Source organism: Actinomadura scrupuli (assembly GCF_050971785.1).
Taxonomy (GTDB): domain Bacteria; phylum Actinomycetota; class Actinomycetes; order Streptosporangiales; family Streptosporangiaceae; genus Actinomadura_E; species Actinomadura_E scrupuli.
Window position 1 is genome coordinate 292,636 of the sequence record NZ_JBPCCU010000007.1, and the last position, 13,842, is coordinate 306,477.

Annotated in this window: 12 protein-coding genes; 9 read left to right on the forward strand and 3 right to left on the reverse strand. The window is 74.0% G+C overall.

The genetic code is table 11. From position 1 onward, the window contains the following. Nucleotides 1-43 precede the first annotated feature (43 nt). The 3 genes from ACRYCC_RS29725 to ACRYCC_RS29735 all read right to left on the reverse strand — a co-directional run bounded on the left by ACRYCC_RS29725 (nt 44) and on the right by ACRYCC_RS29735 (nt 4,434). Nucleotides 44-1,240, reverse strand: coding sequence for a DUF5685 family protein (locus ACRYCC_RS29725; RefSeq protein WP_433817032.1), 1,197 nt, complete (start codon nt 1,238-1,240; stop codon nt 44-46). A 139-nt stretch (nt 1,241-1,379) separates the two neighbouring features. Next, a complete protein-coding gene (locus ACRYCC_RS29730) occupies nt 1,380-2,690 on the reverse strand; it encodes a helix-turn-helix domain-containing protein (RefSeq protein ID WP_433817033.1) in 1,311 nt (436 codons plus the stop codon). Between the two features lie 205 nt (nt 2,691-2,895). After that, a complete protein-coding gene (locus ACRYCC_RS29735) occupies nt 2,896-4,434 on the reverse strand; it encodes a PucR family transcriptional regulator (protein ID WP_433817034.1) in 1,539 nt (512 codons plus the stop codon). Between the two features lie 117 nt (nt 4,435-4,551). Here ACRYCC_RS29735 and uraD point away from each other — a divergent pair, with 117 nt between their 5' ends. The 9 genes from uraD (at nt 4,552) to ACRYCC_RS29780 (ending at nt 13,767) form a co-directional block, all read left to right on the forward strand. Further along, nucleotides 4,552-5,067, forward strand: a complete 516-nt coding sequence (gene uraD / locus ACRYCC_RS29740) for a 2-oxo-4-hydroxy-4-carboxy-5-ureidoimidazoline decarboxylase (protein ID WP_433817035.1) — start codon at nt 4,552-4,554, stop codon at nt 5,065-5,067. Further along, a complete protein-coding gene (gene uraH, locus ACRYCC_RS29745) occupies nt 5,064-5,405 on the forward strand; it encodes a hydroxyisourate hydrolase (protein ID WP_433817036.1) in 342 nt (113 codons plus the stop codon). The genes uraD and uraH overlap by 4 nt, the downstream gene beginning before the upstream one ends. Beyond that, complete coding sequence (gene pucL, locus ACRYCC_RS29750) at nt 5,406-6,278, forward strand: factor-independent urate hydroxylase (protein WP_433817037.1); 873 nt, start codon at nt 5,406-5,408, stop codon at nt 6,276-6,278. Nucleotides 6,279-6,280: 2 nt separating this feature from the next. Next, complete coding sequence (locus ACRYCC_RS29755) at nt 6,281-7,168, forward strand: FAD binding domain-containing protein (RefSeq protein WP_433817215.1); 888 nt, start codon at nt 6,281-6,283, stop codon at nt 7,166-7,168. Further along, nucleotides 7,159-7,674, forward strand: coding sequence for a (2Fe-2S)-binding protein (locus ACRYCC_RS29760; RefSeq protein ID WP_433817038.1), 516 nt, complete (start codon nt 7,159-7,161; stop codon nt 7,672-7,674). The genes ACRYCC_RS29755 and ACRYCC_RS29760 overlap by 10 nt, the downstream gene beginning before the upstream one ends. Next, nucleotides 7,671-9,017 carry an 8-oxoguanine deaminase gene (locus tag ACRYCC_RS29765; protein WP_433817039.1) on the forward strand — a complete coding sequence of 449 codons (1,347 nt, stop codon included), beginning with the start codon at nt 7,671-7,673 and terminating at the stop codon, nt 9,015-9,017. The genes ACRYCC_RS29760 and ACRYCC_RS29765 overlap by 4 nt, the downstream gene beginning before the upstream one ends. Before the next feature lie 64 nt (nt 9,018-9,081). After that, nucleotides 9,082-11,367 carry a xanthine dehydrogenase subunit D gene (gene pucD, locus ACRYCC_RS29770; RefSeq protein ID WP_433817040.1) on the forward strand — a complete coding sequence of 762 codons (2,286 nt, stop codon included), beginning with the start codon at nt 9,082-9,084 and terminating at the stop codon, nt 11,365-11,367. A 326-nt stretch (nt 11,368-11,693) separates the two neighbouring features. Next, nucleotides 11,694-12,959: a TRAFAC clade GTPase domain-containing protein gene (locus ACRYCC_RS29775; RefSeq protein ID WP_433817041.1), complete on the forward strand. Its 1,266-nt coding sequence runs from the start codon at nt 11,694-11,696 to the stop codon at nt 12,957-12,959. 1 nt (nt 12,960) lies between these two features. After that, nucleotides 12,961-13,767, forward strand: coding sequence for a hypothetical protein (locus ACRYCC_RS29780; protein ID WP_433817042.1), 807 nt, complete (start codon nt 12,961-12,963; stop codon nt 13,765-13,767). The last annotated feature ends 75 nt before the right edge of the window (nt 13,768-13,842 follow it).

Sequence of the window (13,842 nt, forward strand, 5' to 3'; positions counted from 1 at the left end):
CTCGCACCAAGCGGGCGCTTGGTCAAGATCTGGGAGCGCCGGATCAGCAGTCACAGCTGCAGTCGCAGCAGTCACACGAGTCGCAGCAGTCACAGGAATCACAGCCCTTGCAGCAGTCACAGCAGTCGCAGCAGTCGCAGCATCCGCCGTCACAGTCGCAGTTGCGGCTGCACCAGCAGCGGTCCCCGCACGACTTGCCGTGGTGCTCGCTCCAGGGCGGCTGCCACAGCCCGCAGGTGCACAGGATCGCCGAGCCCGCCAGGCAGAGCGGCCCGGAGCCCGGCCGCCTGGGACCGGGCGGCGGCTGGCCGGGGTACTGCGGCGGATACCGCGTGGGGTCGTAGGGCGGGGGCGGGCCGTAGGGCCCCGGCGCTCCGGGCCCCTTGGGGTGGCCCGCGAACACCTGGTCCACCGACCGGCGCACCTCGCGCTCCAGCAGGGCGGTCACCAGGCGGCGGTTCTCGAACTCCACGTCGGCCAGGGCCAGCCGCATCCCGTGCAGCGCGGCGTCGCAGTGCCGGCGGGCCCCGGCCAGATCGGTGCCGGTCGCCGTCAGCGGGTTGTACGCGCCCGCGGCCCGGTCGGCCTCGAGGTCCTCCACCGCGTCGACGAGGTGGGCGAGGCGGCCGAAGAACCGGCCCGCCTCGGCCAGCGGCTCGCCGTTGGCGGGCCGCCCGGCGAGGACGGCGGTGTGCGCGAACGCGGCGGCGACCGCGGTCTCGGTCGGCTCGGTGAGCTCCAGCAGCGCGCGCCCGGCGGCCGCCTCGAGCAGGCTCTGGCGGTCGACGGCGTCGCGCAGGATCGTCGGGTCGAACCCCAGCGCCACGCTCGTCCGAGCGCCCGCCTCGTCCCACCGGTCCGCCACCCGGCCGGCCGCCGCGGCGACCAGCCGGCGGGCGTAGGCGCCGTCCCGGTCGGCGACGTGGTCCCGGGTCTTCCCCGCCGCCAGCAGCAGCGAGACCGCCGCGGCCAGCCGGGCGCCCTCGGCCCTGGCGTCGACCACCTCGGCGGTGCGCATGCCGCGCAGCGCGCACGGGCCGGCCTTGCGGTGCGGTGACCGCTCCCGGCTCTGTGCCTCGGCCAGCACCGACACCAGCAGCCCGTCGTAGTTGGTGACCAGCCGCGCGGCCTGCCCGTGCTCGGCCCGCAACGTCAGGCACAGGCCGCACAGATGCGCCATCCACTCCTTGAACAGCGACGCGCACATGCCATGCCGACATGGCCGGACAATTCCGAACATCCCCGTATAACTCCCATCCCCAGCTCCGGCGCATTATTCACCGACGGGGATGATGTTGTCGCCGGTCCCGCGACGATTCGGGACACCGGTCCCAGGTGTCCGGGACCGCCGCGGGAGTGGCGGCGCGGGAGCGGGAGCGTCAGAGACCCACGCAGGTCAGGGCCCGGCGGTAGGCCGCGAGGCGCTGGCCTTCCACGCCGCCGGCCTGACCGGTCTCGCCGAGGAGCTCCGCCAGGTCGAACCAGGCCTGGGCGGCGTCCCGGGACGACTCCATCGCCTCCAGATGGGTGGCCGCCTGGGTGAGCGCGTCGACCGCCTCGGCCCGCCGGTCCAGGCGCACGTAGGCCTCCCCCAGCACGGTGAGAGCCCACGCCGCGGCCCGGCGCGGGGCCTGCCCGAGCATCGCGATCGCCTCGCCGGCCAGCTCGACGGCGTCGCCGGGCCGGCCCAGCGCCGTCTCGGCGCGGGCCAGCTCGGTGAGGCACCAGGCCAGGTCGATCTCGCCGGCCGAGCTGGCGGCGATGTCGTCGCGGGTCCGCAGCAGCAGATCCCGGGCGCGTTCGGCCTCGCCGGGCCGGGCGCGCAGCAGCAGGCTGGCGTAGGCGAGCCGGAGCCTGCTGAGGTTGCGGGGATCGTCGTCCTCGCCGAGCAGGAGCAGGGCGCGTTCGGCCAGCACCAGTCCCTCGTCGTACTCGCCGCGGATCTCCGCGACGTAGGCGGCCTCCCAGTAGGCGGCCATCCGCGCCTTCGGGCTGCCGATCCGCTCGGCCCGGTCGATCAGCTGGGCGGCCAGCAGGCGGGCCCGGACCAGGTCTCCCCGCTCGATGAAGGCCGCCAGCAGGGTGGCGCCCAGGTGCACCGAGGCGTCGGTGGACTCCGAGCCGGAGGCGGTCAGCCGGCGCAGCGCGTCCTCGGCCACCTGCACGCTCTCGCTGAGGTCCCCGCGCTCCCGCAGGCAGCGGCTCAGCGCCACGTGCACCCTGGACCAGTGCTCCCGGTCGATCTCGAGCGAGGCGGCCGCGGTCAGCTCCCGCAGCTCGATGATGGCCTCCTCGAGGTCGCCGGCCGCCTCCATCGCCAGGGCGTGCCCCCAGCGGGCCTCGTGCAGGAGTTCCGGCAGGGCCGCCGCGTCCGAACTCTCCAGCACCTCGGCGAAGCGTGCGCGGGCCTCGGCGGCGGCGCCGTTCTGCAGGGCGATCTCGGCGTAGTCCAGGGTCACCCGCAGCTCGTCGGCGACGTCCTCGCTGACCCCGCTGACCAGGTAGATCGGCGAGCAGTCGAGCTTGACGGCCAGCAGTTCGATCACGCTCGGCGCGGGCACCCGCTTGTCGCTCTCGATCAAGGAGATATAGCTGTCGGACAGCTCCGGGAAGGCGAGCTGGGCCTGGCTGACCCCTTTTCGGATGCGCAACAACCGGATGCGCTGTCCCAGGCTCTCTTGACCGCTCACCGTGACTCCTTGTAACTATTCAACTACCACAGGTCCGTATAGGAAGGAACCGCATATGTCTTACTTCAAGCGGATCGCCGCTTTCGTCACCTTCGCCGCCACCGCCCTCACCGTCGTCGCCCCCACCGCCGACGCCTGGGTGGCCAACGACGGTCCGCGGGTCCATTGCTGTTAGACGCCTGCCGTGGACGCCGGGCAGCAAAGGTCAGGTGGCACGCAGGGCCAGGAAGAGGTCGACGCGATTCTCCAGTGTGCCAAGGTCGCGGCCGGTGAGGTCCTCGATTCGCCGGATTCGATAGCGAAGCGTGTTCACATGGACATGCAACGCCGCCGCACAGCGGCTCCACGACCCGGAGCAGTCCAGGAACGTCTCGAGCGTGTGCACGAGGTCGGAGTGGTGCTCGGCGTCGTAGCCGTACAACGGCGCCAGCAGCCGCTCCCGGAACGACCGCCGCACCGCCTCGGGCACGGTGGCCAGCAGCAGCACATAGGAGTGGATCTCGTCGCTGGTCACCACCTGGACCCGGCCCGGGCGCAGGCCGGCCAGCCTGCGGGTGTGACGGGCCTCGTCCACCGCCCCGCCCAGCCCGCCCGGGCCCTGGGCGGGCCCGGCGACCCCGACGGTGAGCCGCTCACGGGTGAGCGCGGCGCCCAGCCTGCCGGCCGCGTCGCGCAACCTGGCGACCAGCCCCGGTACGCCGTCGGCGGGGACGGGCACGAGCCCGACCGCCTCCGGGCCGAGAGCGCCGACCGCGCCCTCCCCCAGCATCTCCTCCAGCACCGCGCAGCCGACCTCGGCGGGATGCGCCACGTCGCTCACCGCGGCCGACACCGCGACGTGGGGGACGGCGGGCGACAGGCCGCAGGTCCGCATCCCGGCCGCCACCTCGGCGGGGTCGCCGCGCCCGGCGAGCGCGACCAGCTCGGCGACGAGCCTGCGTTCGACCCGGCGGCCCTCCTCGATCCGGGCGCGTTCGAGCGCGGCCAGGGCCGCGAGCTCGTAGGTGGTCTCCCGGACCTCTTCCGGGTGGTCGGCCAGGTCGCCCTCGCCGACCAGGAACCAGCCGGCGATCCGGTGTCCCGCCCGGGTGTTGACCGGCAGCAGGGTGAACGACCCCGAGTCCGTCCGGACCACGTGCGGCAGCCGCTCCGCGGCCAGGAACTCGGCGGCCAGCGACCGCGCCCGTCCCCGGCTCGGCTCCGGCCCCGTCCGCGCCCCCACCACCACCCGGCCGGTCGGCGACAGCACCCAGCAGCCGTGGCCCATCTCCTGCCGGGTGGCGGTGAAGACCGACTCCAGGCCCGCGCCCTCCGCGACCGAGGAGATCAGCCGCCGGTGCCTGCCCGGCACGCCGGCCGGCCCCGCCGCGCGCTCCGCGGTGAGCCTGCGGGTGACCACCTCGCTGACCGTGCCGAAGGACACGTCCGCCGGCACCTCGATCAGCGGCAGGCCCTGGCGGCGGCAGGCGGCGACGAGGTCGGGCGGCACCTGCCCGTGCACGGCCAGCCCGACGCCGAGCGCGGACACCCCGGCGTCCACCAGCGTGGCGACGAAGCCGTCCGGGTCCTCGTGCCCCTTGTGCCACATCAGCCCGGTCAGGACGAGCTCGTTGCCGCTCAGGTAGCGCCCGGGCTCGACGATCTCGGTCGTGTAGACCCACCGGATCGGCCGGTCCAGCTTCTCGGAACCGCCGCGCAGCACGAGACGCAGCTCGCTTATGTCCAACAGCTCCCGCAATAGCACGGTTTAAAGGGTAACCAGAGTATTTGTAGGAATCTCCAAAAGCCCAGGCCGGCGGAGCCCGCCCTTGAGGGCATCCGCCGGTAGAGACCGCCTCCCCGGCTTTGATCTACTGGGGCGATGACCGGAACGTCGCGCGGGCTGGAGTGGCTCAACGCCCTGCCCGCCCACCAGGCCGAGCACGAGCTGCGCACGTGCTGCGCCTCGGCCGTCTGGGCCGAGGCGGTCAGCGCGGCCCGCCCGTTCGCCGACGCCGGCGCGCTGGCCGCCGCCGCGGCGGCGGCGCTGGAGGCGCTGCGGTGGGCCGACGTCGAGGAGGCCCTGCGCGCCCACCCGAGGATCGGCGACCGGCCCGAGGGCGCCGGGCGGGAGACGGCCTGGTCGCGCGCCGAGCAGTCCGGGGTGGGCGCGGCGGACCGGGAGACGGTGGCGGCGCTGCGCGCGGGGAACATCGCCTACGAGCAGCGGTTCGGCCGGGTCTTCCTCATCTGCGCCAGCGGCCGGTCCGCGGGTGAGATGCTCGACGCCCTGCGCGCCCGGCTCGGCAACGACGAGGAGACCGAACGGCGCACCGTCCGCGCCGAGCTCGCGGGGATCGTCCGACTCCGCCTGACCAGACTGCTGGAACGCCCATGACGCTGAGCACACATGTCCTCGACACCGGCCGGGGCCGGCCCGCCGCCGGGGTCCCGGTCCGGCTGGACCGCCACGACGGGGAGACCTGGCGGCCGGTCGCGGAGGCCGAGACCGACGGCGACGGGCGATTGGGCGGCCTCCTGCAGCCCGGCACCGAGCCCGGCGGGGCGGGCACCTACCGGCTGCGCTTCGGCACCGGCCCCTACTTCGCCGCCGCCGGTGCGGAGACGTTCTATCCGGAGGTGAGCGTCGTCTTCGTCATCACCGACCCGGCCGAGCACCACCACGTGCCCTTGCTGATCAGTCCGTACGGCTACACGACCTACAGGGGGAGCTAAGTGACGATCGTGCTCGGCGCCAACCAGTACGGCAAGGCCGAGACCCGCGTCGTGCGGGTGAGCCGGGAGGGCGGCACCCACGAGATCCGGGATCTCAACGTCGGCATCTCGCTGGCCGGGGAACTCGACGAGGTGTACCTGTCCGGCGACAACTCCGCCGCGCTGCCGACCGACTCGCAGAAGAACACCGTCTTCGCCTTCGCCCGCAAGCACGGCATCGCCTCGCCGGAGGAGTTCGCGCTGCTGCTGGCCCGGCACTTCGTGTCCTCGCAGCCGGCGATCCGGCGGGCCCGGCTCGGCGTCGAGGAGTACGCCTGGGACCGGGTCCCGGCGACCGGCCACTCCTTCGTCCGGCGCGGCCAGGAGATCCGCACGGCCCGGGTCACCCACACCGCGACCGGGACGCACGTGGTCTCCGGGCTCCGCGACCTGGTGGTGCTGAACTCGGCCGGCTCGGAGTTCTGGGGCTACGCCACCGACGAGTACACCACCCTCGAGGAGACCCGGGACCGCATCCTCGCCACCGCGGTCACCGCGCAGTGGAGACACCGGGACGACTCCGGCGTCGCCTGGGACGCCTCCTTCGCGGCGGTGCGCGGGCTGCTGGTCGAGACGTTCGCCGTCACGCACAGCCTGTCCCTGCAGCAGACGCTGCACACGATGGGCCGCCGGGTGCTGGAGGAGCACCCCGGGATCTGCGAGATCAGGTTCGCCATGCCCAACAAGCACCACTTCGTGGTCGACCTGGAGCCGTTCGGGCTGGACAATCCCAATGAGGTGTTCTTCGCCGCGGACCGTCCGTACGGGCTGATCGAGGGCACCGTCCTCCGCGACGACGTCCCCCAGGCCGATGACGCATGGTGGAGCACATGAACATGCGGTTCCTGAGACCGGTCACCTGGGAGGAGGCGCTGGCCGCGAAGGCCGGGCTCCCCGGCGCCCGGGCCATCGCGGGCGGCACCGACGTGATGGTCGAGATGAACTTCGGCCGGCCGCGCCCCGATGCGCTGCTGGACCTGACCGCGATCCCCGAGCTGTCGCGCTGGGACCGCGACGGCGAGACCGTGCGGCTCGGCGCCGGCGTGCCGTACAGCCGGGTGATCGAGGAGCTGGGCGAGGTCCTGCCGGGCCTGGCCATGGCCTCGCGCACGGTCGGCTCGCCGCAGATCCGCAACCGGGGCACGGTCGGCGGCAATCTCGGCTCCGCCTCCCCCGCCGGGGACGCGCACCCGCCGCTGCTGGCGACCGGCGCCACCGTCGAGGTGGAGTCGGTACGGGGCGCCCGCGCGGTGCCGATCGGCGAGTTCTTCCAGATCCCGCCGGGCGCGTCCGGGACGGCGCCCCCCGGGTCCCCGCGCCGGAGGAGCATCCTGGAGCCGGACGAGCTGATCCGCGCGGTCCGGGTGCCGGTGGCCGCCGGACCCCAGCAGTTCTCCAAGATCGGCACCCGGAACGCCATGGTCATCGCGGTGTGCTCCTTCTCGCTGGCGCTCGACCCCGCGGCCCGGCGGGCGGGCACCGGCATCGGCTCGGCTGCCCCGACGCCCGTACGGGCCCGCGAGGCCGAGGAGCTGCTGGCGCGTGACCTGGACTGGGACGGTCCCCTCGACGAGGACCTGGCCCGCCGGTTCGGCGCGCTGGTCGCCGCCGCCGCGAGCCCGATCGACGACGTGCGGGGCACGGCGGCCTACCGCCGGCACGCGCTCTCGGTGCTGGCCCGCCGCACGCTGCACTGGACCTGGGAGGAACTGCGATGCGCGTGAGGTTCACCGTCAACGGCCGGGCCCAGGTCGCCGACGACGTGTGGGAGGGCGAGTCCCTGCTGTTCGTGCTCCGCGACCGGTGCGGGCTGCCGGGGTCCAAGAACGCCTGCGAGCAGGGCGAGTGCGGATCCTGCACCGTCTACCTGGACGGCGTGCCGGTGTGCGCGTGCCTGGTGGCGGCCGGCCAGGCCGAGGGCCGCGAGGTGCGGACCGTCGAGGGCCTCGGCACCGGGGACGGCCTGGACCCGGTGCAGGCGGCGTTCGTGGACGCCGGCGCCGTGCAGTGCGGGTTCTGTACCCCGGGCCTGCTGGTGCAGACCCACGACCTGCTGGAACGCACCGTCGGAGCGGGACGGGGGGTGCCCGCCGACCCGGAGATCAGGGAGGCCCTGGCGGGGAACCTGTGCCGGTGCACCGGGTACGAGAAGATCCTTGACGCCGTCCGGCTGGCCGCGGCGCGGAAGGCCGCCGGCGCGGAAGGCCGGACCGGGGAGGGCGTCCGATGAAGACCGTGATCGAGAACTGCGCGATCGTGACGGTGTCGGGTGAGGAGTACGCCTCCGGGCATCTGGTGATCGAGGGCGACCGGATCCTGTCGGTCGGGCCCGCGAACGCCCTGATGCCCGCGGGCGAGCGGTTCGACTACATCGACGCCTCCGGCTGCCTGGCGACCCCGGGGCTGGTCAACACCCACCACCATCTCTACCAGTGGGCCACCCAGGGGATGGCCCCGGACGGCACCCTGTTCGAGTGGCTGACCGAGCTGTACCCGGTCTGGGCGCGGATGGACGCCGAGGTGGTACGCGGCGCGGCCGGCGCCGGGCTGGGGTGGCTGGCGCTGTCCGGCTGCACGACCACCAGCGACCACCACTACCTCTTCCCGGGCGGCGCGGGCGACCTGTTCGCCGCGGAGATCGAGGCGGCCCGTGAGGTCGGGCTGCGGTTCCATCCGTGCCGGGGGTCGATGGACCGGGGCCGTTCGCAGGGCGGGCTGCCCCCCGACGAGGTGGTCGAGGAGACCGAGGCGGCCCTGATCGCCACCGAGGAGGCGATCGGCCGGTGGCACGACCCGTCCCCGGGCTCGATGCTGCGGGTGGCGGTGGCGCCGTGTTCGCCGTTCTCGGTGACCGAGCGGCTCATGACCGAGGCGGCCGGGCTGGCCCGGCGCACCGGCGTGCGGCTGCACACGCACCTGGCGGAGACGCTGGACGAGGAGCAGCACTGCCTCGAGCAGCTCGGCTGCACCCCGGTCGACTACATGGAGAAGCTCGGCTGGCTCGGCGACGACGTCTGGTTCGCGCACTGCGTGCACCTGCACGACCGTGACATCAGCCGGTTCGCCGCGCACGGCACGGGGGTCGCGCACTGCCCGACCTCCAACGCCCGGCTCGGCGCGGGCATCGCCCGGGTCTCCGCGCTGCTGGCGGCCGGCGCGCCGGTGGGGCTCGGGGTGGACGGCGCCGCCTCCAGCGAGCTGACCCCGCTGGCGGGCGAGCTGCGGCAGGCGATGCTGTTCCAGCGCGCCGTGGGCGGCCCGACGGCGCTGACCGCCAGGCAGGCCCTGGAGCTCGGCACCCTCGGCGGTGCCCGGTGCCTCGGACGGCAGGACGAGATCGGCACCCTGGAGGCCGGGAAACTGGCCGACATCGCGCTCTGGCGCGTCGACGGCGTACGGGCCGCCATCGACGACCCCGTGGTGGCGCTGGTGCACGGGCCCACTCCCCCGCTGGCGCGGCTGCTGGTCGGCGGCCGCACCGTCGTGGCGGACGGCACCCTCCGGACGACCTCCCAGGAGGCCCTCGGCGCGGCCGGCGCCGCCGCCCATCGCGCGATCACGGGGGCGTCGTGACGCCCTCCCCGGGGCCGTCCGCCGGCCCCCGTCCCAGTGCCCCGGTCAGGAAGGCAGGGTCCCCATGACCGACGTCCAGGTCGGCGCGCCCGCCCGCGGCGGGGTCGGTGACAGCCTGCCGAGGCCGGACGGCACGCTGAAGGTGACCGGGGAGTTCGCCTACTCCTCGGATCTGTGGATGGACGGGATGCTGCACGGCGCCACGCTGCGCAGCCCGCATCCGCGGGCCAGGATCCTCGGGGTGGACATCACCGGGGCCCTCACGCTGCCCGGCGTGCACGCGGTGCTGACGCACGAGGACGTACCGGGCGAGAAGACCTACGGGCTCGACCGCCGGGACCAGCCGGTGCTCGCCATCGGCGAGGTGCGCTACCAGGGCGAGCCGGTGGCCATCGTGGCCGCCGACCATCCGGAGACCGCCCGCCGCGCCTGCGACCGCATCCGGGTCGACTACGAGGTCCTCGAGCCGGTCGTCGACGCCCGGCGTGCCGCGCTGGACCCGGACTGCGACCCGGTGCACCCCGGCGGCAACGTCGTACGGCACCAGCCGATGCGCGTCGGGGACGCCGCCGCCGCGCGCGCCGAGGTCGTGGTGACCGGCGAGTACGAGGTCGGCATGCAGGACCAGGCCTTCCTCGGGCCGGAGTCGGGGCTGGCCGTGCCCGCCGAGGACGGCGGGGTCGACCTCTACGTGGCCACCCAGTGGCTGCACGTGGACCAGGAGCAGATCGCCCCGTGCCTGGGGCTGCCGCCCGGCAAGGTACGGCTCACGCTGGCCGGGGTCGGCGGCGCGTTCGGCGCCCGCGAGGACCTGTCCATGCAGGTGCACGCCTGCCTGCTCGCCCTGCACACCGGCAGGCCGGTCCGGATCGTCTACGGCCGGGAGGAGTCGTTCTTCGGGCACGTGCACCGGCATCCGGCGCTGATGCGCTACGAGCACGGCGCCGACCGCGACGGCAGGCTCGTCTACGTCAAAGCCGAGATCATCCTGGACGGCGGCGCGTACGCCTCCACCACCCCGGCGGTGACCGGCAACGCCGCCTCGCTGGGCGTCGGCCCCTACGAGGTGCCCAACATCGCGCTGGACGCCTACGGCGTCTACACCAACAACCCGCCCTGCGGCGCGATGCGCGGCTTCGGCGCGGTCCAGGCCTGCTTCGCCTACGAGTCGCAGATGGACCGGCTGGCGGAGGCCTGCGGGCTGGACCCGCTCGAGGTACGGATCCGCAACGCGATCAGCGAGGGCTCGCCGATCGCCACCGGGCAGATCGTCGACACGCCGGCGCCGCTGGCGGACCTGCTCGAGCGGGCCGGCGCGTTCCCCATGCCCGCGGCGACCGACGCCGCCGACATCCGGAACCTGCCGGGCGGCGCCGCCAACACCACCCACGGCGAGGGGGTCGTCCGGGGCGTCGGGTACGGCATCGGGATCAAGAACATCTGCTTCTCCGAGGGGTTCGACGACCACTCCACCGCCCGGGTGCGGCTGGAGGTCGCCGGCGGGCGGCCCTCGGTGCTGGTGCACACCGCCGCCGCCGAGGTCGGCCAGGGGCTGGTCACGGTGCAGGCGCAGATCGCCCGGACCGAGCTCGGGGTGGCGGCGGTGACGGTCGCGCCCGCGGACACCGGCGTCGGCTCGGCCGGTTCCTCCAGCGCCTCCCGCCAGTCGTACATGACCGGCGGGGCGGTCAAGACCGCCTGCGCGGCGGTCCGCGACCGGATCCGGGAGCTCGCCGAGGAGCGGCTGGGCCGCCCCCTGGGCACGATCACCCTCCGGGACGGCGAGGTGCTGGCGGAGGGACGCGTCGTCGCCGGGCTGGCCGACCTGCTGGGCGGGACCGTCATCGAGGAGACCCGGGAGTTCCGGCACCGGCCGACCCGGCCGATGGACCCGCTGACCGGGCAGGGCGACGCGCACGTCCAGTTCGCCTTCTGCGTGCACCGCGCCGTCGTGGACGTGGACGTGGAGCTGGGCCTGGTCAAGGTGGTGGAGCTGGCCGCGGTGCAGGACGTGGGGAAGATCCTCAATCCGCAGGCGCTGGAGGGGCAGATCCACGGCGGCACCGCGCAGGGGCTCGGGCTGGCGCTGATGGAGGAGATCCAGGTCTCCGGCGGGGTCGTCCGCAACCCGTCCTTCACCGACTACCTGATCCCCACCATCCTGGACATGCCGCCGATGCGGCTGGAGATCCTCGAGCACGCCGACCCCTTCGCGCCGTACGGGCTGCGCGGGGCGGGCGAGCCGCCGACGCTCTCCTCCACCCCGGCGATCGTCGCGGCCGTCCGGGCCGCCTCCGGCAAAGCCCTTAACCGGATACCGGTTCGCCCGGAGCACATCACCGGAAGTTGACCGGTGTCCCGCCCAGGACGGCACCCGGCACGGGCCGGCGAGGTCGCGCCGTAGACCCACCGCGCCCCTTCCCTTCCGTGATCATGCTGATCGGCCTGGTCGACGCGGGATTCGTGCCCGTGGTCGCCCTCTTCACCGCCTATTTCGCGCTCTCCCCGATCGGGAGGCTGCTGGGCGTCACCTGACCTGACCGGCCAGGCCCCGCTCGCCGGCCGGATTTGAGTAGGGGCTACTCACGCGCCACACGGCCCGGTGACAGATGCTCTGCACACAGACCGATCAAGTGCGGGCACGCGAGCCGCCCGCCAGAAGACGGAGACCACAGGGTGTCCTATCTGATACCGACCATCGTCCTGGTCGTCCTCATCGTTCTGCTGGCCCGGCGGCTTCGTGGGCGGCGGACCCGCCGCCCGCTGCGTCTGGACGCCCCCGTCCCGACGTTCCAGGTCGTGGCGCTCGGGCAGCAGGGCTCGGGCAAGACGCTGCTGCTCGCCAGCATGTACCACTCGCTCAGGGTCCCCGCCGACCAGCGGTACTACCTCACCGCACCGCACGACGACGTACTGCGCCTCAACCAGTGGTTCGACCAGATGGCCGACACCGCGTCCCCGGCCTGGCCGCACGGCACGTCGAAGGGCGAGGGCCGGCTGTTCACCTTCACCGTGAAGACCCGCACCACCGGCACCATCTCCACGATCTTCCACCTGAACTACCTGGAGTACGCGGGGGAACTGCTCACCGAGGTCCAGGAGCCGGGATCCACTGTCAAGGACGAGCTCTTCGCCCAGATCCGGTCGGCGGACGCGCTGATCGGTGTCATCGACGGCTACGGCATCCGGCAGTACCTGGACGGCCACCCGGAGGGCACGGCGCGGCTGGCGGAGACCCTCAACGCTCTCGTCCCGGCCATCACCGAGGCGTCGTGCCCGGTCAACTTCGTCATCACCAAGTGGGATCTGCTGGCCGATCTGCACCCCGACGAGGACACCCGGCTGAGCATGGTGCGCAACCTGCTGACCTCCAACGCCCAGTTCCGGGCGCTGGTGAACCTGCACAGCGCCGGGCGGGTGGTCCGGCTCATCCCGGTGAGCGCGGTCGGCCCGGGCTTCGCCCGGATCGGCAGCACCGGGGAGATCGTCAAGAGACCCCGGGCGGAGCTGCACCCGACGAACGTGGACCTTCCGCTGTCGGTGGTGGTCCCGGACCTGTTCGAGCAGGTCGAAGCCCGGCTCACGGAGGAGACCCGGGTGGCGCTGCGGGCCGAGGTGCGCCGCCGGACCTTGATGGAACCGCTGGACGCGGTCGCCTCACTGGCGTCCTTTGCCGGTCAGACCGCGGGGCGCGTGGTGATGGCGGCGTTCGGTGGCTCGGCGGTGGCCCTGGTCGGGGACTCCCTGCTCGGGTTGTTCCTCGACTCCCGGATGGAGGGGACGCGCGAGCGGCGTACCGGCCTGGACCGGGAGCTGAGCGAGGCCGAGCGGCAACTCGACCAGTTCCGCCTCGCGCGGCAGCGGGTCCTGCAGGACATGCACGCCAAGGTGATCGCGCTGGAGAGCAGGCTCCCGCACTCCCGGCTGACCGACGGCCGCTGACATGGCCGCCGACATCACCGCTGACACGGCCGGCACCGGAGCGGAGCCGCGAGCGTGGCCGTTCCTCGTCGCCCGCGGCCGTGACCGCGGATACCGTACGCTCCTCGCCCCCGACTTCCTCGTCGCCGAACGCGGCTACGGGGTCCTGGACGACTCGGTCGTGCCGAGCACCGAGGAGGATCGGGCGAGCGTCCTCGAGGTGGTCACGAGCACCGGCCGGACGCTGACGGTCGCGCACGCCACCCACCTGGTCACCGCCGCCGACCTCGCGGAACCGGGGACCGAGGCCGGCGACCAGGAGCCACGGGACCGGCACAGCCGCCCGCTCCAGCTGATCTACGGCTTCGTGTGCGTGGACGCCCAGGTCGCCGCGGTCCACCCCGGCGACCTGGCGGCCTGCCGCGAGACGGCGCTCGGCGTCTACCGGCGCTTCCTCGGCGACGAGGCGGGCTTCGGCGTCGAGGCGGGGCGGGAGTTCGTCCCGCGGACCCGCCTCACCCGGCGCGTCTCCGCGCCGCCGGCCGCACCGGGCCCGGCCGCGGGGAGCCGCGCGCCGGGCACGGGAGGCGATCCGGGCACGGGAGGCGATCCGGGCCGGCCCCGCCCGGCGCCCGCGTTCGGCACCCTTCTGCTCCTCGGCGCGATCGTGCTCGTCGTCGCCGTCCTGGCCGGCATGTGGTTCACCGCGCAGAAGCCGAAGACCGCCGAGGTATGCCCGACCGCGACCCCGACCGCGTCCGCGTCGCCGGGCCGGACCCCGGACCCGCTGCCCGCGGGCTGCCCCACCCCGCCCGCCGGGAAGCCCTGAGGCCGGCATCCCGGAGCCGTACGCGGGCGCCTCCCCGGGGCCGGCGTCCACGGCGGGGCGGGAGAACGCGCATGA

What these genes read in the sequence shown, in the direction of transcription:
- ACRYCC_RS29725 (WP_433817032.1), bottom strand. Translation starts at nt 1,240, where the DNA reads ATGTTCGGAATTGTCCGGCCATGTCGGCATGGCATGTGCGCGTCGCTG.
- uraD (WP_433817035.1), top strand. Translation starts at nt 4,552, where the DNA reads ATGACCGGAACGTCGCGCGGGCTGGAGTGGCTCAACGCCCTGCCCGCC.
- uraH (WP_433817036.1), top strand. Translation starts at nt 5,064, where the DNA reads ATGACGCTGAGCACACATGTCCTCGACACCGGCCGGGGCCGGCCCGCC.
- ACRYCC_RS29755 (WP_433817215.1), top strand. Translation starts at nt 6,281, where the DNA reads ATGCGGTTCCTGAGACCGGTCACCTGGGAGGAGGCGCTGGCCGCGAAG.
- ACRYCC_RS29760 (WP_433817038.1), top strand. Translation starts at nt 7,159, where the DNA reads ATGCGCGTGAGGTTCACCGTCAACGGCCGGGCCCAGGTCGCCGACGAC.
- ACRYCC_RS29765 (WP_433817039.1), top strand. Translation starts at nt 7,671, where the DNA reads ATGAAGACCGTGATCGAGAACTGCGCGATCGTGACGGTGTCGGGTGAG.
- pucD (WP_433817040.1), top strand. Translation starts at nt 9,082, where the DNA reads ATGACCGACGTCCAGGTCGGCGCGCCCGCCCGCGGCGGGGTCGGTGAC.
- ACRYCC_RS29780 (WP_433817042.1), top strand. Translation starts at nt 12,961, where the DNA reads ATGGCCGCCGACATCACCGCTGACACGGCCGGCACCGGAGCGGAGCCG.